Below are 24,292 nucleotides of genomic sequence, written 5' to 3'. Positions count from 1 at the left end.
GAGGACTACCCCATGAAAGCCTTTTTCGATTCGCGGCAATTCAACCACAAGCCCGAGATCTATTATCGGGGCGGCGCGCCCACGCCGCATCCCGAACAACCCGAACGCGCGACCCTGCTCCGCGACATGCTTCTGGCCAATGACTTCGCAGTCGAGGCGCCGGAGGATTTCGGCACGGCGCCTATCAAGGCGGTGCATGATCCGGGCTATGTGGATTTCTTCATCGATGCCCATGCCCGCTTTGTCGCCGAGGCCCCCGAGGGCGCTTTGGGGATCCCGACGCGCCATCCCGGCACGCGCCGGGGCCGGGAGCCCCGCGACATCAACGGCGCCATGGGCTGGTGGATGACCGACACCTCGACACCGCTCACCGAGACGACCTATGAGGCGATCTACTGGTCCGCGCAGACCGCACTGTCGGCCGCGCAGGACGTCCTGCAGGGTGCGCGCGCCGCCTACGGCCTCAGCCGTCCGCCGGGGCATCACGCGATGACCGATTGCGCCAACGGGTTCTGTTTCTACAACAACGCCGCCATCGCGGCGCAGCACCTGCTTGGCAAATGGCCCAAGCTCGCGCTGCTTGATGTGGATGTGCATTCGGGCAACGGATCGATGGACATCTTCTACGGGCGCAGCGACGTGTTCTTCTGCTCGCTGCACCCCGATCCGGCGGTCTACCCGACCTTCTATCTCGGCTATGCCGACGAGACCGGCGAGGGCGAGGGCCAAGGCTTCACCCGCAACGAGGTGCTGCAGATGGGCGATGGCGAGCCCGAAGTTCTGGCCGCGCTCGACCGCGGCATCGACGCGATCCACGCTTTCGGCGCCGAGGCGCTGGTCATCTCGCTCGGCTTCGACATGGCCGCCGACGATCCGCTGGCCGCCCTCGGGGTCGAGGCCGGCGGCTTCGCCGAGATGGCGCGGCGTATCGCGGCGATGAACCTGCCCACGGTCCTGATCCAGGAGGGCGGGTATCTCGGTCCGTCGCTTCGGACCAACGCCGAGGCGTTCCTGACCGCCTTCCGCCACGCGATCCGGAGCTGATCCTGCCCTTTTCGAGCGACGCGCGGACGAATCTCGACCGCTTAACCGCCACGATCTACGCCTCCGCCGGGATCGGGCCCGGGCGCCCCGGTGGCCTCTCGCGCCTCGCGCTTTCGGATGCCGACCGCGAGACGCGCGATCTCTTCATGTGATGGTATCGCGACGCCGGGCTCGCGGTCTGCGCGGATGCCTGCGGCAACATCTTCGCCCGGCCCGGCGCGCCTGGTACGTGATGGTCACCTGCCGGGACGCCAGGTCACCTTGATGAACAACTCGGGTTACGCTTCTCTGCCAAGCCATAGGTGCGGGATAGGATACGAAGCCGACGAGCGTCTCGGAAGAACGCGCGCCCGGCTTCGGTCGGCATCGGGACCGCTCGACTGATCCCGCAGCCGGGCGCGACGCTTTCGTTTCGTTGGGGAAAAGATATCCGGCTCCCAGCAACTATCGTGATCTCTTCGTGTTTTCCCATGCAGGTTGCACCGAAATGCCCCCGTCACGGCCCAAGGCATCGATTTCTGGCGGCACGCCTCGAAAGCATGCGCGGGTCAGAGGTTCTTGTCCTCGAAAAGACACAGGTCGCGGATCAGACAGGTGCCGCAGGCGGGCTTGCGCGCCGTGCAGACATACCGCCCGTGCAGGATCAGCCAGTGATGCGCATGGCGCTGGAAATCCACCGGCACGTTGTCCTCGATCGCGCGTTCGACTGCCTCCACGGTCCTGCCCGGACAGATGCCGCTGCGATTGCCCAGCCGGAAGATATGCGTGTCGACGGCCTGCGCCGGGTAATGCCACCACATGTTGAGCACGACATTCGCGGTCTTTCGGCCCACGCCGGGCAGGGATTGCAGCGCCGCGCGGCTGTTGGGGACCTCGCCGTCATAGTCCTCCACCAGGATGCGGCTGAGCTTCATGACGTTCCTGGCCTTGTTGCGGTAGAGGCCGATGCTGCGGATATGCGCGATCAGCCCCTCCTCGCCAAGATCCAGCATCTTCTGCGGCGTGTCGGCGACCTCGAACAGCGTGCGCGTGGCGCGGTTGACGCCGACATCCGTCGCCTGCGCCGAAAGCGCGACCGCGACCACCAACGTGTAGGCGTTGACATGCGCCAATTCGCCCTCGGGCTCCGGCGCGGCCGCCTCGAACCGGGTAAATATCTCGCGCATCGTGTGATAATCGAGTTGCTTGGTCACAAGCGCCAAATGTCACGCGCATCTGTAAAAATGCAACCCCGCCTTGGCGGGATTGCGCGCTTTCATACCTCGTTCGGTCAGGCGGCACTGGTCCGCTTGCGACGGCGGATCATGGCGATCGCCCCGATCCCGGCCAGCAGCAGCGGCGCGGTCGCGGGTAGCGGCACCGGCGTCGGCGTCACGCGCAGCGTGAAGGTCTCGCCCGAGAAATCAGAGATATCGACGGCGAAGTTTACGTTCACATTCGCCAGATCCTCGATCCCCGCCGATAACAACTCGGCGAAGAGATTCCCATCGCTTGACGCGAAATCGTCCAGATCGTCGAAAAGGAGGAACGCATCTTCGGCAAGGTTCGAGACGACGTCACCATCGACATCGCGGCGCTGCTCCACGCGTCCATCCGCGAGGATCCACGCGATCAGCGGATCCTCGACGTCATCGTCGCCATCATCCCAGAACAGGCCCGTGGGCACCGCGTCCCCGGTAAGCCACAGCCCGAACGTATCGCCGTAGCTGCCGAAGGATCCAGCAGTCTCGATCAAGTCCTCACCAAAGACCGTATTGAACCCCGAGCGTGCAGTCCTGTCGAAAAAGCCGCCAAGTTGCCCGTTGCGGTCATTCGCTTCGCCGAAAAGCCCGACCGGAAACTGGGCGTAGGCAGCAAGCTTGTCCGGCCCGTTCTCGAAGTCCTGCGAGAACCTCAACCCGTCACCCGACGCCGAGGACGTGAAGCCGCCCCCAACACCGGTGCCAAGCGACAACTTGAACCCCGCAAGCGGCGCTCCGGTCTCGTTGGTCAGCTTGTGGAACACACGGTAGCCAATATCGCCGTCAAGCGTGTTACCATCGCCGTCGGTGACCGGCGTGAGCGTGCCGTCAGGATCAGTGGTGAAAACCAGGTCGGTCGGCCCGAAGCCGGTGATCTGCTGCTTCAAACGTTTACCGCTCTGACGCGGTCCATCGCAGGTCGAGGCGCTCGAGGCCATGATGCATCCGGCAAGGTCGTTGCCACCCACGTCGACCGGGCCCTCTACAACCTTTATCCCGGGCCCATTGGCCTCTGGGAAATCATAGACGATCCGACCGTTGGTCACCGCACCCGCAGTGCCGCCCGTAACGTCGCGATCATAGACGACGCTTTCTCCGGTCTGCTCGGGATCTCCGGGATCGAACGCGGGCCCGACGATGACATTATCGGTGCTCCAATCGGTGAGCGTGGCGGCGCTGGCGCCCCCTGACGTGATCAATCCGACACCCGCCATTACCAGAGTCGTAACATGCCTTACGTGTTTCATTTTCTGTCTCCATCAAAATGCAGGACTGCACATCCGCAGCAGCCACTTGTCCGGGCGATATCCTGACGCATCGCACGCTGTGCCACGGACGCGCGGCTGCAATGCGCCAGCCATTTTCGCCCTCGAGGACGCAATCACGGTTATGAATGTGATCGATTGATCCAGGTTAACGCGAGTAAAAGTCCCCGATTCAACCCAACGGAGACTGCTCGAAATCGGAAACCGATCCGGCAGGCCGATGCGCTTGAAAAAGTGCGCGGCCATCCGCGACACAAGCGCAACATTCGGGTCGCGCCGGTGGCGCCGGCGACCTATCCTGCGACAGGAAGGCAGGAGCCGCGCATGACCGATCTCGACCAGACCTATCATTACAACGTCATCCGCCGTGCCATCGCGCTGATCGACACGCGTGGCGACGCGGTGTCGCTTGCCGATCTGGCCGGCGAAATGGGGATGAGCACCGCCCATTTTCAGCGGCTCTTCTCGCACTGGGTCGGGGTCTCGCCGAAGCGCTACCAGCAATACCTGGCGCTCGGCCATGCCAAGACGCTGCTGGCAGAGCGGTGCACCACGCTGCAAGCAGCCGATGCGGCGGGGCTGTCGGGCGGCGGGCGCCTGCACGACCTGTTCCTGCGATGGGAAGCGATGAGCCCCGGCGCTTTTGCACGGCAGGGCGCGGGGCTGACGATCTACCACGGCTGGTTCGACAGCCCGTTCGGCACGGCCTTGGCAATGGGCACCGAGCGCGGGCTATGCGGTCTGGCCTTCGCCGAAGAGATCGGGCGCGCGGCGACGCTCGACGACATGCGCGCCCGCTGGCCGCGGGCCAAGCACGCCCGCGCGCCCGACCGCATCGCGCCCTGGGTCGAGGCGGCCTTCGCCGGGCATGGCGAGGTGGCCATGCAGATGATCGGGGGCCCGTTCCAGATAAAGGTCTGGCAGGCGCTGCTCGAGATCCCCTCGGGGCATGTCACCACCTATTCGCGGATCGCGGACGCCATCGGCCATCCGCGAGCCGTGCGGGCAGTCGGCACCGCTGTGGGGCGCAACCCGATAAGCTACCTTATTCCCTGTCACCGCGCGTTGCGCAAGTCCGGGGGCTTGGGAGGGTATCACTGGGGTCTGCCGGTCAAGCGCGCGATCCTCGCCCGCGAAAGCGCGCGGACCGGCATGTAGGCGGAATTCTGCGCGCAAGACCGCGTGATTTCGCATCACAGGCCCTTGGGCCGTCCCCTGTTATTGCCTATCATGCCGGCAACCCCGACAGATCGGGTGCAAAAATGAAAAAAGGTCTTAACCATGATGCGAACTTCCACGCGCCACGCCCGTACGCCGCTTCTTCTGCTGTCAGGGGCGTCGCTCCTGCTGGCCACCGCCTGCACCGATCCCGCGGCCTTGGGCGGGCAGGACCGTCAGAAAACCCGGCAGGGGGCGCTGATCGGCGGGCTGATCGGGGCCGGGGCCGGGGCGCTGACCAGCGATGACCGCGCAAAGGGTGCGCTGATCGGCGGTGCGATCGGGGCCGCGGGCGGCGCGGTCGTCGGCAATGCGCTCGACCGGCAGGAGGCCGAGCTGCGCCGGGATCTCGACAGCGATGTCGGCATCAACAATACCGGCGACCGGCTGACCGTGACCATGCCGCAGGATATCCTGTTCGCCGTCGACAGCTTCGACATCCGGCCCGGGTTGCGCTCGGATCTATTCACCGTGGCCGAGAGCCTGCAGCGCTATCCCGACACGCGCGTGCAGGTCGTGGGTCACACCGACAGCGATGGCGCGGCCAGCTACAATCAGCGCCTGTCCGAACGTCGCGCCAATGCCGTGGCCAACGTGCTGCTCAGCGGCGGCGTGCGCGCCTCGCGGATCAACGCCTTCGGGCGTGGCGAGGATCAGCCGGTCGCGTCAAATCTGACACCAACGGGCAAGGCGCAGAACCGCCGGGTCGAGATCGTCATCGTGCCCACCAACTGAGTGCAAGCGGTGGAGTCGCGTATTTGAGGCAAGATCAAGCGGGGGACGGCAGGATCAGTGCCCCGCCTTGTGCGCCGCATCGCCGCGCAGGGTCAGCCATGCCAGGCGCGGCAGGCGCAGCACCAGCCTCCAGAGGATATCGCCGTATTCCACCTCGCCGGCCATCAGCCGCAGATACTGGTGACGCAGCGTGGTCGAGCGCCGGAAGGCCCGCTCGAACGCGGGTTCCAGGCGCGGCAGGAATATCAGCGGGCGGATGGCCCGCGCCATGCGCAGCGCGCGGTGATGCGGGCGGAGCGCGCGCCGGTAAAGCCCGAGCGCGCGATGGGGCTGGCCTCGCGACAGCGCGTCATGGGCTGCCTGCGCCGCCAGTTGGCCGCTTTTCATCGCGTAACCGATCCCCTCGCCGGTGATCGGATCGACCAGCCCGGCGGCGTCACCGGCCAGCAGCACCGCGCCCTTGCCGGGGACCTTTCGGAACGCGCCGAAGGGCAGGAACTGCCCCTTGACGCGGGCCTCGGCCGGATCGATGCCCAGCATCGCGCAATAGTCTGCCATGGCGCGTTTGATCTGCGGGTTGCGCGCCAGCACGCCGCCGACCCCCACCGTCGTCGTCCGGCGCTTCGGAAAGACCCAGCCATAGCCCCAGTTGACCGCCGCCAGATCGATCCGGATCGGCGCGTCGGGGCACAGATGCCGGCCGCCGGCCTCGATTTCCAGCCCGAAGCCGATTCGCGCGCGCTCGAAGCTTTCGCCGAAGAGGTGCCGCGCGACCTGGCTATTGGCGCCGTCGGCGCCGATCAGCACACCGAAGGTCAGTGACCGGCCATCCTCGAGGGTCAGCCGCTGCGCTTCCGGAGCCAGCGCCGCCACGCCCCGGCCAGTGAAATCCGCAGCCCCCGCGGCGATCGCCTGCGCGCAGATCATCGCGTCGAGATCCCACCGCATGGTGGCACAAAGCGCCGGCGCGTCGCGGATCAGGCCGACCGGGCGCCCGCGAAAGCGGAAATCGACCTCGGTCTTGCGGTCGCCCGCCTCGAACGGCATCTCGTGGCCGAAGATCTCGGCGTAATGGCGGCGCGCGCGGCCGGTGATCAGCCCGCCGCACAGCTTGTCGCGCGGAAAGGTCTTGCGGTCGATCAGCGCCACCCGCAGCCCGGCCTGTGCGGCCCAGTAGGCCGCGGCCCCGCCTGCCGGCCCCGCGCCGATCACGATCACGTCGTAGCGATCCACGGCTCAGACCCCGGGCAGCGCATCGCGCCGGATCATGGTGCGCAAGGCGAAGCTCGACCGCATCGAACGGATATTCGGCATCTGCATCAGCCCGTCCTCGAGGAAGAGGTCGAACCCGGCGAGATCGGCGGCCACCACCCGGATCAGCACATCCCGCGTGCCTGTCATCAGGTAGCATTCCATCACCTCGTCAAAGCGCCGCAGCCCGGTCTCGAAGGCCGTCACAGCGTCGCGGCTGTGGCGCTCGAGTTCCACGAAGATGAAGGCGTTGAGCGGCAGGCCCAGCTTTTCCTGGTCGACGCGCGCGGCGTAGCCGGTGATGATCGCCTGACGCTCCAGCCGGGCGATGCGCCGCGCCAGCGGCGTCGGCGACAACCCCACCAGCGTCGAGAGATCGGACAGTTTCTGACGCCCGTCGCGTTGCAGAGCGGCGATGATGCGGCGGTCGATATCGTCCATTTTCCCTGAAATATCCTGTTTCTGGAGAAGATCCGCGATTCTCACGGCCAGTTGACCAATTTTCGCGGTTTTTCCGCGCCCTTCTGTCCTTATCTTTAAAGGTGAAAGGATGTCACCATGCTAACGCGCCTGCCCTCGTCCACACATGAAGACATTTACCGCGTCGTGGACCCCGCCAGCGGTCTGCGCGGCTTCATCGGGCTGCATTCCACGCAGCTCGGGCCGGCCGCAGGCGGGCTGCGCATGCGGGTCTATGACAGCGAGGATGCGGCGCTTGCCGATGTCCTGAACCTGTCGCGCGGGATGAGCTTCAAGAACGCCGCCGCCGGCCTGCCCCTCGGCGGCGGCAAGGCGGTGATCATCGGCGACCCGGCGACGCAGAAGACGCCGGCGCTGCTGCGGGCCATGGGGCGCGCCATCGAGGGCCTCCAAGGCCGCTACTGGACCGCCGAGGACATGGGCATGTCGCCCGCCGACATGGCGGAGATCGCGCGCGAGACACGGTATGTCGCGGGCCGCGACCAGGGCGATCATGCCAGCGGCGATCCCTCGCCGGTCACCGCGCGCGGCGTGTGCGACGCGATGCAGGCCGGCGCGATGCAGGTCTGGGGCAAGGCCGATCTCGCCGGGCGCCTCGTGGGCGTGCAGGGGCTGGGCCATGTGGGTTGGCATGTCTGCCAGCGGCTGCATGACGCGGGCGCGCGGCTGGTGGTGGCGGACATGGACGCAGCGCGGGCGCAGGCGGCGGTCACCGCGTTCGGGGCGAAAAAGGTCTCTGTCTCCGGGATCCTCTCGGCCGATATCGACATCCTGGCCCCCTGCGCCATCGGGGGCGTCCTCGACAAAGACAGCATCCCCGCTATCCGGGCGCGGATGATCTGCGGCGCGGCCAACAACCAGCTGGCCGCACAAGGCGACGCGGCGGCGCTGATGGCGCGCGGCATCCTCTACCTGCCCGATTACGTGGCCAATGGCGGCGGCATCATCAACGTCGCAGCCGAGATCCTGCACATCGCAGAGCGTGACAGCTGGGTCGAGGACCGGCTCGCGGCGATGCAGGCCAACATGGCGCATATCCTCGCACGGGCGAAAGCCGAAGGCGTCAGCCCCGCCGAGATCGCCGACCGGCTGGTCGCGGAAAGGCTGTCGGCGAGGGCGGGTTAAGCCGGCCCGGCCATCGCGGACCGCCGGGCAACGACGCCGGCCGCCTGCGACACGCCCGTCCCGTATCACGGCGCCAACGCACCGCGACGTCACGCCGCTCACTCCCAGCAACTGACCAGCACGGTCATCGCGTTGGCGCGGTCGGTCAGTGCCTCGGTGGACATCGACCCGCTCTCGGAGGTGCGCCGCGCCTCTATTCCGCCGCGTGTCAGCACGTCCTGCAAGGCCCCGTTGGTGGCCGCGAAACTGACATCATCGGGCAGCTTGCGGTTCTCCATCCGGTGGGCCAGAAGCATGCCCAGAACCGATCCGCCGGTATCGAGCACCGGCCCGCCGGCATCGCCCTCGAGGGCTGCCAGCCGCAGTCGCTTCATGTGCGCCTCGCCGTCCAGCCCCTCGAGATCCGCGACCTGACCGAAAGTCACCGTCGGCCCACCCAGCACCCCGCCATAGGAATAGCCCGCGACGGCCACATCCGACATCAGCCGCGGCATGCGGTCCTGGAACGTGGCCACCCGGCGCGGCGCAAGCGGCGCGTCCGGGCGCAGCACCGCGACGCTCAGCGCCTCGTCGATCAGCGCGACCCGCGCCTCGTGCACCTCGTCGAGGGTGATCCGCCCGCAATCGCGCACCGCATCCGCCGTGGTCAGCACCGCGCCGGACGCGTCGACGTAAAAACCCGACCGGGTCAGCCGCGGCCGGCGCACCTCGAGGCCCGCGACAAGGTCCAGCCGCTGCGCCGAGGCCTCTCCCTCGGCCGGATCCAGCGTGCCGTCCAGCCATTCGAAGCTGTCCTGCATCTCCTGCAGGACGCGGTTGCGGCGGTCCTCGTCGCCCACCGGCCAGATCAGGGTGAAGCCCTTGATCGCGCCGTCGCGCAGCCAGACCTGCGTGTGCGAGATGTCCAGCGCCCCTTCGCCGACCAGCGTGAAGGCGTCGCGATCGAGGCTGCGCGGCCCGGTTTCGGGCACGATTTCCAGCGTCTGCATGACATCGTAGAGCCCGTTCAGCGTGGTGCGGTCGCCCTCCTGGCTGATCAGCAGCACCCGCGCATCGAGATCGCCGACCGGGTCGAAATGCGCGAAAGGCGGCGCATAGCGCGTGAAATCGACGACCTCCGTGGGCAGCTTCATCGCGATACCGGTGGCACGGTCGACCACCCGCTCCAGCCCCAAACCGTCGAGCACGGTGTTGTAATCGCGCAAGAGCTCCGTGCGCTGCCGCGTGGTCAGCACACCGGTCGCCTCGAACCCGTTTGCCTGCTGCCAGCGGGCCATCGCGGCCCGCGTGCCGCGCCCGAAGGCCGCGTCGATGGCACCCTCGTAGACCCCCGCCCAATCGAGCGCCTCTTGCAACTCCAACCGATCCGCGCGGGTCAGGCGCCCCTCGCGGGCCCGGGCCTCGCGCAGCGTCTCGTCGGGCGCCGCGCGTGCCCCTTCGGTCCCCGTCGGGGGCGCGGCCGGCGCGGGCGGATCGCGCAGCGTGGACGCCCCGACCGGCCAGAACTGCCCGCGATAGGCAGAGCTTCGGGCGATGTAGCTGTCGCGCGCGATGCGCCCCGTGCCGCGATACTCGCGCAGAACAAGCTCGGCCGTGTCGCTGTCAAACGGGCCCAATGCGATCGCATACCAGCCATTGCCAAGGGTGAAGCCGTTGACCTGCGGCAGCCGCGCGGCATAGCGCCGCGCGGCCTCGCGGGCCTCGGCGAGGCTGGGCTTGGCCTCGATCTGCACCCAGACCTGCTGCGCGCCCAATGCCCGCAGGCCAAGACTGTTCTGTGCGCGAGCCTCTGTCACGCCGATCAGGACGGCACAAATTAGGGCCAAAACGATACGTTGCATTGATTATTCCTGCCTGACGGGAAGGTTTCACGACCTCAACGCCTGTGTTTTAGCAAAGTTCCCGGGCGATGCATCCCCAATTCCGCCTCGGCCGCGATTCCCGCGCCCCGTTGCCCGCCCGAGACGCGATTGACCCTCCCGCGCGGGACGCCTAGAGCAAGGCGGTACGTTCAGGGTTGGCCCCGAGGATATCGCATGACGCAAGACGCAGACAAACCGCGCAGCTTCCAGGAGGTCATCCTGCGGCTTCAGACCTACTGGGCGCGGCAGGGCTGCGCCATCATGCAGCCCTACGACATGGAGGTCGGCGCGGGCACCTTCCACCCCGCCACGACGCTGCGCAGCCTCGGCCCGCGCGCCTGGGCGGCGGCCTATGTGCAGCCCTCGCGCCGCCCGACCGACGGGCGCTACGGCGAGAACCCCAACCGGCTGCAGCATTACTACCAGTACCAGGTGCTGATCAAACCCTCGCCGCCCGACCTGCAGGACCTCTATCTCGGCAGCCTGCAAGAGATCGGCATCGACATGGCGCATCACGACATCCGCTTCGTCGAGGATGACTGGGAAAGCCCCACTTTGGGCGCCTGGGGTCTGGGATGGGAGGTCTGGTGCGACGGCATGGAGGTGTCGCAGTTCACCTATTTCCAGCAGGTCGGCGGTCATGACTGCCACCCCGTCTCGGGCGAGCTGACCTACGGGCTGGAGCGTCTGGCGATGTACGTTCTGGGCATCGACCACGTGATGGACATGCCCTTCAATGACCCGTCCGCACCGATCCCGCTGAGCTATGGCGATGTCTTTCGCCAGACCGAAGAGGAATATTCGCGCTGGAATTTCGATATCGCCAATACCGAGGTGCTGTTGCGGCACTTCGAAGAGGCCGAGGCGGAATGCGACGCGATCCTCGCGCAGGAGGATATCGACCCCAAGACCGGTCACCGCATCATCATGGCGCATCCCGCCTATGACCAATGCATCAAGGCGAGCCACATCTTCAACCTTCTCGACGCGCGCGGCGTGATCTCGGTGACCGAACGTCAGGCCTATATCGGCCGGGTGCGCGCGCTGGCGCGCAAATGCGCCGACGCCTATCTGCAGACGGCTGCCGGTGGAAAGGCAGCCTGATGGGCAAGATACTCGCGGTATTCCTGGCCCTCGCAGGCCTGACCGCCGGTGTGGCGATGTATTACCTGCAGGTCTATCACTTTTACGAGGAGGTGCCGGCGACCGGCCCCGGCGACGTGCAACTGACCGCGCAGGCCAGCCAAACACCCGAGCCGCTGCCGCATGACGATTTCAAGGCCATCGACGCCGACAGCTCGCCCATCCGCTACCGCGCCTGCTTCACCACCGATGCGAGGCCTTCGGATCTGCGCGAGACCTACGCGCCCTACCCCGAGGCGGAACCGCTCAACGCGCCGTTCTGGTTCGACTGTTTCGACGCAGAAGCCATCGGCGCCGCTTTGGAAGACGAGCGCGCGCAGGCGTTCCTCGGGCAACGGGATATCGAATACGGCATCGACCGGATCGTCGCCGTAACCGAGGACGGGCGCGGCTATGTCTGGCACCAGATCAACCGCTGCGGCGAGGTGGTGTTCGACGGCCAGCCCGCGCCCGAGGACTGCCCCGAACCGCCCGAAGGATACTGACCGCATGCCCGATCTGCTGATCGAACTCTTCTCAGAGGAAATCCCCGCGCGGATGCAGGTCCGCGCGGCCGTGGATCTGCGCGCGCGGATGACCGACGCGCTGGTCGAGGCGGGGTTGACCTATGCGGGCGCCGCCAGCTTTGCCACACCACGGCGGCTGGCGCTGGCGCTCGAAGGGCTGCCCGCCGAAAGCCCGACGACCCGCGAAGAACGCAAGGGCCCGCGCGTCGACGCGCCCGAAAAGGCAATCGAGGGCTTCCTGCGCGGCGCCGGGGTTTCGCGCGAGGATCTGCAGATCCGCGACGAGAAGAAGGGGCAGGTCTATTACGCCACCCTCACCCGTCCCGGCCGCCCGGCGGCAGATATCGTGGCCGAGGAGCTTGAGAAGGTCATCCGCAACTTCCCATGGCCCAAATCCATGCGGTGGGGCAACGGCAGCTTGCGGTGGGTCCGCCCCCTGCACTCGATCCTCTGCATCCTCACCGATGACGCGGGCGAAGCGCAGGTCGTGGATCTGGAAATCGACGGCATCCGCGCAGGCAACACGACGCGCGGGCACCGCTTCATGGCCCCCGATGCCTTTACCGTGACCGGCTTCGACGACTACCAGGCGCGGCTGAAACGCGCCTACGTCGTGCTCGACGCGCAGGAGCGGGCCGAAACGATCTGGCATGACGCCACCAACCAGGCCTTCGCGAGCGGGTACGAGGTGGTCGAGGATCGTGGCCTGCTGGCCGAGGTCGCGGGTCTGGTGGAATGGCCCGTGGTGCTGATGGGCACCATCGACGACGCGTTCCTCGCCCTGCCGCCAGAGGTGCTGCAGACCAGCATGCGCGAACACCAGAAGTTCTTTTCGGTGAGAAACCCCAAGAGTGGCCGCATCGAACGCTTCGTCACCGTCGCCAACATCGCGCCACCGGATCACGGCGCGACCATCCTCGCGGGCAACCAGAAGGTTCTTGCCGCAAGGCTGTCGGACGCCAAGTTCTTCTGGGAGAACGACCTGCGCACGGTCCGCGACAAGGGCCTTGAGGGGATGGCCGAGGGGCTGGCGCATGTCACCTTCCACAACAAGCTGGGAAGCCAAGCCGACCGCGTGGCCCGCATCGCGGCGCTGGCAAGCGAGATCGCGCCGATGGTCGGCGCCAAGCCGGACCTCGCCGCCGAGGCCGCGCACGTGTGCAAGGCCGATCTTGAATCCGAGATGGTCGGCGAATTCCCGGAATTGCAAGGGCTTATGGGCCGCTATTATGCCGAGGCCGCCGGCCATGACGACGGCGTCCCCGAGGCCTGCGAAGAGCATTACAAGCCACTCGGCCCCGGCGACGCCGTCCCGTCCGCACCGGTTTCCGTGGCCGTGGCGCTGGCCGACAAGATCGACACCCTGACGGGCTTCTGGGCCATCGACGAGAAACCCACCGGATCGAAAGATCCCTACGCCCTGCGCCGCGCGGCGTTGGGGGTGATCCGGTTGGTTCTGGCGAATGGGTTTAGGATAGATTTAAAAAATGGCCTCCTGATTGCAGGAAGGCGAAGCATGGCCTCTATGCTTTGCAGAGTTGTAGAGGTTGGTCAAGATTCTATCAAACTCCCATTACTTGAGGCGATAGGGATTGCTAAGGGTGAGTCCTCTATCGAAGAACTCAACAAGAAATCATTGGAAGCTGCGGACCTTCTAGCGAAAGGCTTTGGCTCAGGTGTTCCACCTCAATCTTGGGAAGTTGCGAGATCCAATGACCTCCTCGCCTTCCTCCACGACCGTCTCAAGGTGCACTTGCGCGACGAGGGCATCCGCCACGACGTGATCGACGCCTGTCTGGCGATGCAGGGCAATGACGACCTCACGCTGCTGGTCAAGCGCGCCACAGCCCTCGCCGATTTCCTGAAGACCGAGGATGGCGAGAACCTGTTGCAAGGCTTCAAGCGCGCCAACAACATCCTGACGCAGGCCGAGGAGAAGGACGGCGTCGAATATTCCTTCGGCGCGGATGTGAAATTTGCCGAGACCGACGAGGAAAAGGCGCTGTTCTCCGCGCTGGATCGGGCAGAGCCGCAGATCACGCAGGCGCTGGAAACGGAAGATTTCGCCGCCGCGATGTCCGCCATGGCCGATCTGCGCGCGCCTACCGATGCGTTCTTCGAGGCCGTGCAGGTCAATGTCGACAGCCCGGTGATCCGCCGCAACCGCCTCAACCTGCTCAGCCGCATCCGCACGATCTGCCTGCAGGCCGCCGACCTCACGCGCATCGAGGGTTGACCCCAAGACCCCCGTCATCCTCGGGCTCGACCCCAGGATGACCGCGCGAGGGGAGAACCCGCAGTGTTTTCCATGTAACAGGCGCGTGATCCTTTCCCTTGCCATGCGCGCAGTGCGGCGTATTCTGCGGCCAAAGCAAAGGTGCCGCAGTGCAGCAAGACGCCCGAGACATCACCCTCATCACCCCCTCGGCGCCGGTGCAGACCGGCACCCATGGCGGCCGGGCGAAATGCCTGCAGCGCCTCGTGCGGCTCGACCTGCCGGTGCCGCGCACCGTGGCGCTGTCGTTCCGGGCTGTTCACCGGATCGCCGCCGGCGACCTGCCCGACACGGCACTGCTTCTGGCGCCGTTCGGCGACGCGCCGCTCTTGTGCGTGCGCCCGTCCTCGGAGGATCCAGACTGGGGCGGACCCGGCGCGGTGCTAAATATCGGGATCAACGACGCCCGATTTGAGCGGCTGTCCGACCAGATCGGCCGCCGCGCGGCCTCCGAGATCTACCTGCGCTTCGTGCAGGCCTACGCGACGCATGTCGCACGGCTCGACCCGGATATCTTCGACGATGTGTCCGAGGATCCCGTCGAGGGCCTGCGCGAGGCCCTGCGCGCCTACGAGGCCGAGACCGAAGAGGCCTTTCCGCAGGATCCCGGCGTGCAACTTACGGAAGTCCTGCGCTCGATGGCGCGCGCGTGGGAGGGGACGACCGCGCGCCTGCTCAGGCAGGGCAAGGGGGCCCCCGCTGATGCGGGCCTCGGCCTCGTGGTGCAGGAACTGGCGCTCGGGCTCGGTCAGGGCGAATGCGGCTCGGGCGTCATGCAGCTTGTCAACAGCCAGACCGGCGCGCGCCAGATCATCGGGCGCTACCTCAGCCAGAGCCAGGGGCGCGACGCGCTGCAACGCGGCGCCGACGCGCTCTACCTCGAACGCGATCCGCGCGGGCCCTCGCTCGAAGAACTGGCGCCCGAGGCCTTTGCCGAGATCAAGGCGCATACGGAGCTGATGCGCGCCACGCTGCGCGAGGACATGCAGGCCGAGTTCACCATCGAGAACGGCAAGGTCTGGCTGCTGGACGGGTTGCGCGTGGCGCGCAATGCACGTGCCGCGGTCAGCATCGCCGTGGCGCTGGCCGAGGACGGGATCATCACCCGGGGCGAGGCGCTGATGCGGGTGGAGCCACGCGCGCTCAACGAGCTTCTGCACCGGCAGGTCGACCCCGAGGCGCCGCGCGACGTGCTGGCGTATGGCATCGCCGCCAGCCCGGGTGCCGCCTCGGGAAGGGTGGTGTTCACCGCCGCCGATGCGCAGGCGGCGCAGGCCCGCGGCGAGCCCGCGGTGCTTGTGCGGCGCGAGACCAGCCCCGAGGACATCCGCGGCATGCACGCCGCCGTCGCCGTCCTGACAGAGCGCGGCGGCATGACCAGCCACGCCGCGGTGATCGGCCGCGGCATCGGCCTGCCCTGCGTGGTCGGCGCGTCCGAGATCCGCTTCCAGACGCGCCGCCGCCAACTGACCATGCCCGGCGGGCGGGTGATCCGCGCCGGCGACACGATCACCATCGACGGCACCGGCGGGGTGATCCTCGCCGGCGAGACTCCGCTGCTGGAGGCGGCGCGCGACGGGTCGTTCCAGACGCTGATGGGATGGGCCGACAATGTGCGCGACATCGCGGTGCGTGCCAATGCCGACACGCCAGCCGATGCAGAGGTGGCGCGCAACTTCAAGGCGCGCGGCATCGGCCTGTGCCGGACCGAGCACATGTTCTTCGAGGATGACCGCCTGACGGTGATGCGCGAGATGATCTTCGCCGATGCCAGTGCCGACCGCGCCGCGGTGCTCGAACGCCTGCTGCCCATGCAGCGCGCCGATTTCGCCGATCTCTTCCGCATCATGCAGGGCCAGCCGGTGTGCATCCGCCTGTTCGATCCGCCGCTGCACGAATTCCTGCCCACCGACCGCGCGGGGCACCTGCAACTGGCCGAGGCGCTGGACCTGCCGCTGTCGGACGTCACCCGGCGGGTCGAGGCGCTTGGCGAGTACAATCCCATGCTGGGCATGCGGGGTGTCCGCCTTGGCATCACCGTCCCCGAGATCTACGACATGCAGGCCCGCGCCATCTTCGAGGCGACGCTCGAGGCCAGCCGCGAAGGCGCGCCGGTGGTCCCCGAGATCATGATCCCGCTGGTCAGCGCCCGGCGCGAGGTGGAACTGGTCAAGACCCGCATCGACGCCGTGGCGGCGGCGGTACGCAACGAGACGGGGCGCGATTTCGCCTACCGCCTGGGGGTCATGGTCGAGACCCCGCGCGCCTGCCTGCGCGCCGGCGAGTTCGCCCCGCTTGTCTCGTTTCTCAGCTTCGGCACCAACGATCTGACGCAGATGACCTACGGGCTGTCGCGCGACGATGCCGGGCGTTTCATGTCGGAATACGTCAACCAGGGCGTCTACCCCGAGGACCCCTTCCATCAGCTCGACATCGACGGCGTCGGAGAGCTGTTACGCATCGGCGCCGAACGTGGCCGCGCCGCCAATCCCGACATCGTCCTGTCGATCTGCGGCGAGCATGGCGGCAACCCCGAATCGATCTCGTTCTGCCGGGATGTCGGGTTCACCTATGTCTCGTGCTCGCCGTTCCGAGTTCCGGTGGCGCGGCTTGCCGCCGCGCAACTGACCGTGCGCGATGCGATCGACCCCGCCTGACCGGTCACCGCGCAAGATCGCAGGGCCGTCGCGGACCGCATCGGCAAGCATCCGCCATGAGCAATTGTCCGCCGACCCGTCGGCTGGACGCGGCATCGCCAATTGTCTACGAGTTTTCGTCGAATTCAGGACATCTTCCTGGCAAGAACGGAGACGACCGATGAAACGCATTCTCACCAGCGCCCTGCTCGCGCTGCTGGCAGGGCCGGTGACGGCCGACACTGCACTTACCCGTTTGATGGAACAGGAAACCCGCGCGCTGCGATCGATCTCTGGCGACCGCATGGCCACGTATCTCAACCGCCCGGAACTCGGCGTCGAGTATTCGCGGGGCTGGCTTTCGCAGCAAAGCGTCGGCGGCGGCGATGCACAATCCGCCTGTCTCGCCGAAGCGCTTTACTTCGAGGCGCGCGGCGAAAGCGTCAAGGGGCAGTTCGCGGTCGCCGAGGTCATCCTGAACCGCGCCGACAGCGCCGAGTATCCCGACACGGTCTGCGGCGTGATCCGGCAGGGTACGGGACGCAAGTACCAGTGCCAGTTCAGCTACAAATGCGACGGCATGGCCGAAACCATCGGCAACCGCGCCGCCTTTCGGCAGGTCGACACGGTCGCGCGCCTGATGGTGCAGGGGGCGCCGCGGCGGCTGACCGACGGCGCCACCTTTTACCACACCAAGGCCGTCAGCCCGCGCTGGTCGCGGGTATTCGCACGGACCACGACGATCGGCGTGCATCATTTCTACCGCAAGCCCACGCGCCTGTCGCGGAACTGAGACCGCGCGGCGCGCATATTCCCCGCGCGCATCGGACGATCGCGGTTGACTCGGACGCCCGCGTCGATAGAAAGCGGGTTCGAACAGACACGAACGGGCGCACACAGCGCCCGGTGCAGGAGATGAAAAATGGCGAAGCCGACGACCATCAAGATTCGATTGAACTCGACCGCGGGCACGGGCCATTTCTACGTGACCAAGAAGAACGCCCGCACGATGACCGAGAAGATGACGATCCGGAAATTCGATCCGGTCGCGCGAAAGCATGTGGAATACAAGGAAGGCAAGATCAAGTAGGATCGCCGTCCCCGCGCTTGCGGACCCTGCCCCACCTCTGCATGTCATGAACCCGGTCGCGCCGACCTCGCGGCCGGTAAACTTTTTTGTATTTCCCGGGCTGCACCGACGAGCGGCACGATCCGCGTTCAGGTTTGATTAAGTCTTTGCCGTCAGCCTGTGCCCCGTAACACGGCACACGCTTGACGGGTTGGACATGCCCACGGTCCCGCACCTTACAGAGAACGAACAGCTCTTTCTCGAGCTGGTCAATCGCGCCCGGCTCGATCCGGCCGCGGAGGCCGCGCGCCACGACATCGGTCTCAACGATCCCGATCCCGACGGCCCCGCGGACAAGGTTCCCTCGCCCGCGCTGACCGCTGATCCCAAGCAGCCGCTGGCCCCCGATCCGCTTCTGTCGCTGGCCGCGGGGCGGCATTCCGACGACATGCTCGCGCGGGACTATTTCGCGCATCAAGCGCCCGAGGTAGCGCCCTTCGGATCGACGCCCAAGGCGCGCATGGAAAACGCGGGTTACGATCTGACAGGGGCCTGGGCCACGGGAGAGAACCTCGCCTGGGTCGGCACGACCGGCACGCTCGATCTCGACGCGGCGATCCTCGCGCATCACGCGGGCCTCTTCAAAAGCGTCGGCCACCGCGAGAACATCCTGCAGGACATCTTCCGCGAAACCGGCATCGCGCAGGTCGAAGGGGTGTTCACCCCGCAATCCGGAGCGGACGCCGGCACCGACTTCAATGCCTCGATGCTGACCCATAAATTCGCCACCTCCGGCCCCGACATCTTCCTGACCGGGGTCGCCTACAGTGATCTCGACGGTGACGGCTTCTATTCGCTGGGCGAATCCGAGGCGTCGATCACCCTCTCGGTCGCGGGCAACACGGCGCAGACAGCGCCCGCCGGCGGCTACGCGATGGCCCTTGCGGCGGGCACCACGCTGGTCGAAGTGACTTATGCGTGGGGCGGCGTGACCCGGTCGGCGACCGTGGACATGGACGGCCGCAACGCCAAGATCGACCTCGTGGGCGGCACGCGGCTTTTATCCTCGGGCGACCTGACGCTTGGCGACGGCGTGACCGAGGGCGGCCTTCTGGGTGCCGGCAGCCTCGTGCTGACCGGCAACGAGCTTGACAACCTGCTGATCGCCGGCGGCGGCAACAACATCATCTACGGCGCCGGCGGCCAGGACGTCGCGGGGTTTTCCGGCGCGCTCGCCGATTACACCATCGTGCGCGGCGGCGAGGCGATCATCGTCACCGACACGCGGACGGCCGACGACCTGAACCAGGGCATCAACAGCCTGACCGGTGTCGAGTCACTGCGCTTTTCGGATGGCGATTTCGGGATCGACGAGATCCTCGATCCTGTTCCGCTCTTGCCGGGCGACGGCCCCCTCGCGCTGTCGGGACATCTGCGCGACCCCTCGGGCGCCGATCTCGCAGGTGCCTCGGTGCGGTTCACGCCCGAGGGCGCATCGGGGCCCGCCTTCGGGGATGCGACAGGATCCGGCGGCCGGTTCGAGCTTGGACTGGCCGAAGGCGCGACAGGCCATCTCGACGCGGACCTCGCCTATCCCGCGGGCGGCGGCGACATCACCGCGGGCGACGCGCTCGAGGTGCTGCGGATCGCGGTGGGCCTCGCCCCGTCCTTCGGTCCGGTGCAGCCGCGGACACTCGTCGCGGCCGACCTTACCGGCGACGGCCGCGTGACTGCCGGCGACGCGCTCGAGGTGCTGCGCCATGCCGTCGGTCTTGACAGCCCGCACGCCCCGAAATGGGTGTTCTTCGATGCCGGTCTCGACTGGACCGCACAGGACCTCGACACGGACAGCGTCACGGTCCCTCGCGGCCTCGACATCGCGGCGCTCGACAGCGATCTCGACATCTCGATGACGGGCATCCTGCTGGGCAACATGGACGCCGTGTAGGCTCAGGCACCTGCGCCCGGCATCCGGTCCAGAAAGCCCTCGCGCGCGGCGACAGGCCCGGTGCCGCCGATCCGCGCCAGCGCCGCGCGCTTGATCTCGATGCCCTGCGAGATATCCACCGTCACGTCCGGACCACCCTGCGACTGCTCGGGCATCTGCCACAGATCGACCGGCAGACCCACAGCCATCCGCGTCCGCAACGCCTCGGCGTGGTGCATCGCCGCCCCGGCCTCGGCGATCAGCGTCATTCGCGCCGCATGCGGCCCCGGCCGGATCCCGGCCGCAGCCGGAAAATCCACGATCCGCGCCGTCGGATACCCTGCCACCGCATCGGCCAAGGCCTGCGCCCCCTGCCCGTCTTCCAGCGCGACGGTCACCCGCGCCCCGGCGCGCAGCTTGCAGGCAGCAACCCCCAGAGCGCCCCTGATAACCACCTCGGCCGACCGTGCGAGGATCACGACCTCGCCCATCGGGTCGGCCGCCTGACGGCCAAGGAAGAACCCGAAGATCTGCTCGGCCATGCCGCCATAATGCTGCGGGTCGCGCGCGTCATGCACGATGCGCCCGATATCCACCTCGGTCACCACGGCCCCGGCGGCATGGACGCGCAGCATCACGTCGATATCGACCGCGTAATCACCCACAAGCTCGGCATGCGCGATCAGCGACTTGTCGAACAGGTAGATGCCGGAATTCGGCGCGGTCAGATGTGCCAGCCCCGGAAACATCCGTGCCAGCGCGGGCCGCACCAGCAGCCGGGTCATCGGCATGTCGTCATCAGGATCGTTCCACGCGCCCTTGACCAGGCCGACACCGGGGGTCCGCGCCGCCTGCATGCGCGCAAACAGCGGCAGGTCGAACTTGTCGAGATCGGCGTCGACCTTCATCACCCACTCGTGCCGGGCGGCGGCGACACCGGTGCGCACCGCCTGGCCCATGCCGCGGAGCGCCTCGGACACCACCCGCGCGCCGGCTTCGGCGGCCCGCGCGGCCGTTGCATCGCCGGAGGCGTTGTCGATCACTACGACCTCGCCGATCCCGGACATCTCCTGCAATCGAGCGACCACATCTCCGATGGTCGCCGCCTCGTCGCGCGCGGGCACGATCACGCTCGCCGGATCCGACATGATTCCCTCCCTAGATGCAGCACGCCCCGTCACGCGCGGCTCAGAAGGCCAGCGTCGCGTTGATCGCCCGCGTCCAGGCATCGACCTTGGCGCGGCGCTCGGCCTCAGGCATGCACGGCAGGAACTGACGCTCGAGCTTCCATGTCTCGGCAAACTCTCGCTGTCCGGGGTAAAGCCCGATCTGCATCCCCGCCAGCCACGCCGCCCCGAGCGCCGTGGTCTCGAGCACCTGCGGGCGATCCACCGGCGCGTCGATGATGTCGGCGAGGAACTGCATCGTCCAGTCCGACACGCTCATTCCGCCATCCACGCGCAGGGTCGCCACCTCGCTGTGCTGCCCGCCAATGCTTTGCTCGTGCGCCGCCCAGTCATCGCGCATCGCCTGCAACAGATCGCGCGTCTGGAATCCCACGCTTTCCAGCGCCGCGCGGGCGAACTCCTCGGGGCGCGAATTGCGCGTCAGGCCAAAGATCGCGCCGCGGCATTCGGGGCGCCAATAGGGCGCGCCCAGCCCGGTGAAGGCGGGCACCAGCACAACCTCCTGATGCGGGTCGGCCTTTTCGGCCAGGGGCTGCGTCTCGCTGGCATGGCGGATCATGCGCAGCCCGTCGCGCAGCCATTGCACCACCGCCCCTGCTACGAAGATCGACCCTTCGAGCGCGTAGGTCGGCTTGCCGTCGATCTGGTAGGCGATCGTCGTCAGCAGGCGGTTTTGCGACACGACCGGCGTGGCCCCCGTGTTGAGCAGGGCGAAACACCCCGTCCCGTAGGTGGATTTCAGCATCCCCGGATCGAAACAGGCCTGCCCCACCGTCGCCGACTGCTGGTCACCGGCCACGCCGCGAATGGGGATCTCTCGGCCGAAAAGGTCGGCGCGGGCATGACCATACGTATCCGCACTGTCGCGCACCTCGGGCAACATGCGCATGGGTATGTCGAGCAGCTCGCACATCGTGCTGCTCCAGCGTCCCTTGCGGATGTCGTAAAGCAGCGTGCGCGCGGCATTGGTCGCATCGGTGGCATGCACGGCGCCACCGGTCAGTTTCCAGATGAGATAAGTGTCGACGGTGCCGAACAGCAGATCGCCGGCCTCGGCGCGGGCGCGCGCGCCCTCGACGTTGCGAAGGATCCAGCGCAGCTTGGTACCCGAGAAATACGGGTCGATCAGCAGCCCGGTGCGGTCGGCGACCATCGGCTCGTGCCCCGCCTCGTGCAATTCGCTGCAGAAGGCATGCGTGCGCCGGTCCTGCCAGACGATGGCGCGGTGGACGGGCCGCCCGGTATGACGGTCCCAGACCACGGTCGTCTCGCGCTGGTTGGTGATGCCGATGGCGGCGACGTCGGCGCTGCTCAGACCGGCCTTCTCGATCACCGCGCGGCAGGTGCCGGCGGTGGTGGACCACAGCACGTTGGGGTCATGCTCGACCCAGCCCGATTGCGGGTAATGCTGGTCGAACTCTTCCTGCGCCGAGGCGACGACTTGCATCGCGGCGTCGAAGAGGATCGCCCGGGTCGAGGTTGTGCCCTGGTCGATGGCGAGGATATGGGTCATCTTCCGGTCCCTTTCGGGTAGCACGTCATCGCCGGGCAGTCCCCGGCGATGACGGTTGGCGCAACCCCGGATCGCATGTGCCGTCCGGTGCCGATCCCGGTCACTGCCAGGACTTGATCAGCTCGTCATAGGCGATGGTGACCGGCTCGGGGTCTTCGTTGTCGAGCGCGGGCTTGGGTGCGCCCGGCTGACCCAGCCAGTAGTCGGGATCCCGCTCTTCGTTGAGGTTCGGCCCGATCTCGCCCTGCACGCCGGCACGCTCAAGCCGTGCCATCACCTCTTCCTGCTGTTCGCACAGCGCGTCGAGCGCCTCTTTCGGGGTCTTGGCGCCAGAGGATGCGTCACCGATATTCTGCCACCACAGCTGCGCGAGACGCGGGTAATCCGGCACGTTGAAGCCCGTGTCGGTCCAGTTCTCGCGCGCCGGAGAGCGGTAGAATTCCACCAGCCCGCCCAGACGCGGCGCGCGTTCGGTGAAGCTTTCATGCTCGAGGGTGCTGTCGCGGATGAAGGTCAGACCGTAATGCGACTTCTCCACGTCCACCGTCTTCGAGGTGATGAACTGGGCGTAAAGCCAGGCGGCCTGCGCCCGGTCCACCGGCGTGGACTTCATCAGCGTGGCAGAGCCCACGTCCTGGTAGCCGACCTTCATGCCCTCTTGCCAGTAGGCACCGTGCGGGCTGGGCGCGAGACGCCATTTCGGCGTGCCGTCCTCGTTCATGACCGGCAGTTCCGGATTGACGAGCGAAGCGACGAAGGTGGTGTACATGAACATCTGCTGCGCGATCGCGCCCTGACCGGGCACCGGGCCGGCCTCGGAGAAGGTCATGCCGGGGGCCGAGGGCGGGGCGTAATTTTCCAGCCACTCGACATACTTGTCGATGGCATAGACCGCCGCGGGGCTGTTGGTGGCGCCGCCGCGCGCCATGCACGAGCCCACCGGCTGGTAGTCGTCGTTGACGCGGATACCCCATTCGTCGACCGGCACGCCATTGGGCAGGCCCTTGTCGCCCATGCCGGCCATCGACATCCAGGCATCGGTGAAGCGCCAGCCGAGGCTTGGGTGACGGCGCCCGTAATCCATGTTGCCATAGATGTTCTGCCCGTCGATCTCGCGCCCGGTGAAGAACGCGGCGATGTCCTCGTAGGCCGACCAGTTGACCGGCACGCCCAACTCGTAGCCGTATTCCCCCTCGAACTCGGCCATGATCTCGGGATCGGTGAACCAGTCGTGGCGGAACCAGTAGAGGTTGGCGAATTGCTGCACCGGAAGCTGGTAGAGCTTGCCATCCGGCCCGGTCGCCGAGTCCGTGCCGATGAAATCCCCGAGATCGAGCGTCGGGCTGGTGACGGCGGCGCCCTCGCCCGCCATCCAGTCGGTCAGGTTGCGCGCCTGCTGGTAGCGCCAGTGGGTGCCGATCAGGTCGGCGTCGTTGACATACATGTCATAGACGTTCTCGCCGGTCTGCATCTGCGTCTGCAGGCGTTCGACGACGTCGCCCTCGCCGATCAGGTCATGCGTGACCTCGATCCCGGTGATCGCGGTAAAGGCCGGCGCCAGCACCTGGCTTTCGTATTCATGCGTCGCGATGGTCTCCGAGACCACGTTGATCTCCATGCCCTGGTAGGGCTCGGCGGCATCGACGAACCATTGCATCTCGGCCTCCTGCGCCTCGCGGCTCAGCGCCGAGCGCTCTATACCCTCGTCGAGGAAACCGCGCGCGGCCTCCATGTCGGCGAAGGCCGGCGGGCCCGCCAGGGCCAGCGCCGTCGCCAGCGCGGTCGTGGATGTCAGGGTCTTGTTCATCATGTCCT

Annotated in this window: 19 protein-coding genes; 11 read left to right on the top strand and 8 right to left on the bottom strand. The window is 67.1% G+C overall.

Annotated elements, in window-relative coordinates; genetic code table 11:
- Positions 1–12: 12 nt before the first annotated feature.
- Entirely contained in the window at positions 13–1,044 is a 1,032-nt protein-coding gene (locus tag V8324_RS06265) for a histone deacetylase family protein (protein ID WP_336419070.1), read from the top strand.
- A gap of 548 nt (positions 1,045–1,592) precedes the next feature.
- On the opposite strand, the gene nth is transcribed toward V8324_RS06265, so the two are convergent.
- The gene (nth, locus tag V8324_RS06260) at positions 1,593–2,237 is read right to left on the bottom strand and encodes an endonuclease III (RefSeq protein WP_336419069.1); all 645 of its coding nucleotides are present in this window, start codon (positions 2,235–2,237) and stop codon (positions 1,593–1,595) included.
- A gap of 77 nt (positions 2,238–2,314) precedes the next feature.
- Positions 2,315–3,532, bottom strand: a complete 1,218-nt coding sequence (locus V8324_RS06255) for a choice-of-anchor F family protein (protein ID WP_336419068.1) — start codon at positions 3,530–3,532, stop codon at positions 2,315–2,317.
- A 342-nt stretch (positions 3,533–3,874) separates the two neighbouring features.
- On the opposite strand from V8324_RS06255, the gene V8324_RS06250 reads away from it, so the two are divergent.
- Together V8324_RS06250 and V8324_RS06245 are read left to right on the top strand one after the other, a co-directional pair.
- Positions 3,875–4,708 (top strand): bifunctional helix-turn-helix domain-containing protein/methylated-DNA--[protein]-cysteine S-methyltransferase, encoded by an 834-nt coding sequence (locus V8324_RS06250; RefSeq protein ID WP_336419067.1) that lies wholly within the window; start codon positions 3,875–3,877, stop codon positions 4,706–4,708.
- Positions 4,709–4,831: 123 nt separating this feature from the next.
- Positions 4,832–5,503 carry an OmpA family protein gene (locus tag V8324_RS06245; protein ID WP_336419066.1) on the top strand — a complete coding sequence of 224 codons (672 nt, stop codon included), beginning with the start codon at positions 4,832–4,834 and terminating at the stop codon, positions 5,501–5,503.
- A gap of 54 nt (positions 5,504–5,557) precedes the next feature.
- On the opposite strand, the gene V8324_RS06240 is transcribed toward V8324_RS06245, so the two are convergent.
- Both V8324_RS06240 and V8324_RS06235 read right to left on the bottom strand, forming a co-directional pair.
- Complete coding sequence (locus tag V8324_RS06240; protein WP_336419065.1) at positions 5,558–6,736, bottom strand: geranylgeranyl reductase family protein; 1,179 nt, start codon at positions 6,734–6,736, stop codon at positions 5,558–5,560.
- Between the two features lie 3 nt (positions 6,737–6,739).
- Complete coding sequence (locus V8324_RS06235; RefSeq protein ID WP_336419064.1) at positions 6,740–7,195, bottom strand: Lrp/AsnC family transcriptional regulator; 456 nt, start codon at positions 7,193–7,195, stop codon at positions 6,740–6,742.
- A gap of 117 nt (positions 7,196–7,312) precedes the next feature.
- On the opposite strand from V8324_RS06235, the gene V8324_RS06230 reads away from it, so the two are divergent.
- On the top strand, positions 7,313–8,359 hold the full coding sequence (locus V8324_RS06230; RefSeq protein WP_336419063.1) for a Glu/Leu/Phe/Val family dehydrogenase: 1,047 nt from the start codon (positions 7,313–7,315) through the stop codon (positions 8,357–8,359).
- A 98-nt stretch (positions 8,360–8,457) separates the two neighbouring features.
- Here V8324_RS06230 and V8324_RS06225 read toward each other — a convergent pair whose 3' ends face one another.
- Positions 8,458–10,200 (bottom strand): serine protease, encoded by a 1,743-nt coding sequence (locus tag V8324_RS06225; RefSeq protein ID WP_336419062.1) that lies wholly within the window; start codon positions 10,198–10,200, stop codon positions 8,458–8,460.
- A gap of 195 nt (positions 10,201–10,395) precedes the next feature.
- Here V8324_RS06225 and V8324_RS06220 point away from each other — a divergent pair, with 195 nt between their 5' ends.
- The 7 genes from V8324_RS06220 to V8324_RS06190 all read left to right on the top strand — a co-directional run bounded on the left by V8324_RS06220 (position 10,396) and on the right by V8324_RS06190 (position 19,798).
- Positions 10,396–11,325: a glycine--tRNA ligase subunit alpha gene (locus tag V8324_RS06220; protein WP_336419061.1), complete on the top strand. Its 930-nt coding sequence runs from the start codon at positions 10,396–10,398 to the stop codon at positions 11,323–11,325.
- Complete coding sequence (locus tag V8324_RS06215) at positions 11,325–11,849, top strand: DUF6446 family protein (protein ID WP_336419060.1); 525 nt, start codon at positions 11,325–11,327, stop codon at positions 11,847–11,849. The genes V8324_RS06220 and V8324_RS06215 overlap by 1 nt, the downstream gene beginning before the upstream one ends.
- A gap of 4 nt (positions 11,850–11,853) precedes the next feature.
- Positions 11,854–14,106 (top strand): glycine--tRNA ligase subunit beta, encoded by a 2,253-nt coding sequence (gene glyS / locus V8324_RS06210; protein ID WP_336419059.1) that lies wholly within the window; start codon positions 11,854–11,856, stop codon positions 14,104–14,106.
- A gap of 149 nt (positions 14,107–14,255) precedes the next feature.
- A complete protein-coding gene (locus V8324_RS06205; RefSeq protein ID WP_336419058.1) occupies positions 14,256–16,802 on the top strand; it encodes a putative PEP-binding protein in 2,547 nt (848 codons plus the stop codon).
- Positions 16,803–16,962: 160 nt separating this feature from the next.
- Entirely contained in the window at positions 16,963–17,574 is a 612-nt protein-coding gene (locus V8324_RS06200; RefSeq protein WP_336419057.1) for a cell wall hydrolase, read from the top strand.
- Positions 17,575–17,703: 129 nt separating this feature from the next.
- Positions 17,704–17,871: a 50S ribosomal protein L33 gene (gene rpmG, locus V8324_RS06195; RefSeq protein ID WP_005856346.1), complete on the top strand. Its 168-nt coding sequence runs from the start codon at positions 17,704–17,706 to the stop codon at positions 17,869–17,871.
- A 196-nt stretch (positions 17,872–18,067) separates the two neighbouring features.
- A complete protein-coding gene (locus V8324_RS06190; RefSeq protein WP_336419056.1) occupies positions 18,068–19,798 on the top strand; it encodes a CAP domain-containing protein in 1,731 nt (576 codons plus the stop codon).
- A gap of 2 nt (positions 19,799–19,800) precedes the next feature.
- Here the strand turns inward: V8324_RS06190 and V8324_RS06185 are convergent, their stop codons facing one another.
- The 3 genes from V8324_RS06185 to V8324_RS06175 all read right to left on the bottom strand — a co-directional run bounded on the left by V8324_RS06185 (position 19,801) and on the right by V8324_RS06175 (position 24,284).
- Positions 19,801–20,925: a glycosyltransferase gene (locus tag V8324_RS06185; protein WP_336419055.1), complete on the bottom strand. Its 1,125-nt coding sequence runs from the start codon at positions 20,923–20,925 to the stop codon at positions 19,801–19,803.
- Positions 20,926–20,965: 40 nt separating this feature from the next.
- Complete coding sequence (glpK, locus tag V8324_RS06180) at positions 20,966–22,477, bottom strand: glycerol kinase GlpK (RefSeq protein ID WP_336419054.1); 1,512 nt, start codon at positions 22,475–22,477, stop codon at positions 20,966–20,968.
- 100 nt (positions 22,478–22,577) lie between these two features.
- The gene (locus V8324_RS06175) at positions 22,578–24,284 is read right to left on the bottom strand and encodes an ABC transporter substrate-binding protein (RefSeq protein ID WP_336419053.1); all 1,707 of its coding nucleotides are present in this window, start codon (positions 24,282–24,284) and stop codon (positions 22,578–22,580) included.
- Positions 24,285–24,292: the final 8 nt, after the last annotated feature.

The organism is Roseovarius sp. D22-M7, assembly GCF_037083785.1.
In the GTDB taxonomy this organism is placed as follows: Bacteria; Pseudomonadota; Alphaproteobacteria; order Rhodobacterales; family Rhodobacteraceae; genus Roseovarius.
This window is presented reverse-complemented; position numbering and strand designations above follow the sequence as displayed.

Coding starts and splice junctions, on each gene's coding strand:
- V8324_RS06230 (WP_336419063.1), top strand. CDS start 7,313: ATGCTAACGCGCCTGCCCTCGTCCACACATGAAGACATTTACCGCGTC.
- glpK (WP_336419054.1), bottom strand. CDS start 22,477: ATGACCCATATCCTCGCCATCGACCAGGGCACAACCTCGACCCGGGCG.
- V8324_RS06200 (WP_336419057.1), top strand. CDS start 16,963: ATGAAACGCATTCTCACCAGCGCCCTGCTCGCGCTGCTGGCAGGGCCG.
- V8324_RS06255 (WP_336419068.1), bottom strand. CDS start 3,532: ATGAAACACGTAAGGCATGTTACGACTCTGGTAATGGCGGGTGTCGGA.
- V8324_RS06235 (WP_336419064.1), bottom strand. CDS start 7,195: ATGGACGATATCGACCGCCGCATCATCGCCGCTCTGCAACGCGACGGG.
- V8324_RS06250 (WP_336419067.1), top strand. CDS start 3,875: ATGACCGATCTCGACCAGACCTATCATTACAACGTCATCCGCCGTGCC.
- V8324_RS06245 (WP_336419066.1), top strand. CDS start 4,832: ATGATGCGAACTTCCACGCGCCACGCCCGTACGCCGCTTCTTCTGCTG.
- glyS (WP_336419059.1), top strand. CDS start 11,854: ATGCCCGATCTGCTGATCGAACTCTTCTCAGAGGAAATCCCCGCGCGG.
- V8324_RS06175 (WP_336419053.1), bottom strand. CDS start 24,284: ATGAACAAGACCCTGACATCCACGACCGCGCTGGCGACGGCGCTGGCC.
- V8324_RS06215 (WP_336419060.1), top strand. CDS start 11,325: ATGGGCAAGATACTCGCGGTATTCCTGGCCCTCGCAGGCCTGACCGCC.
- V8324_RS06265 (WP_336419070.1), top strand. CDS start 13: ATGAAAGCCTTTTTCGATTCGCGGCAATTCAACCACAAGCCCGAGATC.
- V8324_RS06220 (WP_336419061.1), top strand. CDS start 10,396: ATGACGCAAGACGCAGACAAACCGCGCAGCTTCCAGGAGGTCATCCTG.
- rpmG (WP_005856346.1), top strand. CDS start 17,704: ATGGCGAAGCCGACGACCATCAAGATTCGATTGAACTCGACCGCGGGC.
- V8324_RS06185 (WP_336419055.1), bottom strand. CDS start 20,925: ATGTCGGATCCGGCGAGCGTGATCGTGCCCGCGCGCGACGAGGCGGCG.
- V8324_RS06225 (WP_336419062.1), bottom strand. CDS start 10,200: ATGCAACGTATCGTTTTGGCCCTAATTTGTGCCGTCCTGATCGGCGTG.
- V8324_RS06190 (WP_336419056.1), top strand. CDS start 18,068: ATGCCCACGGTCCCGCACCTTACAGAGAACGAACAGCTCTTTCTCGAG.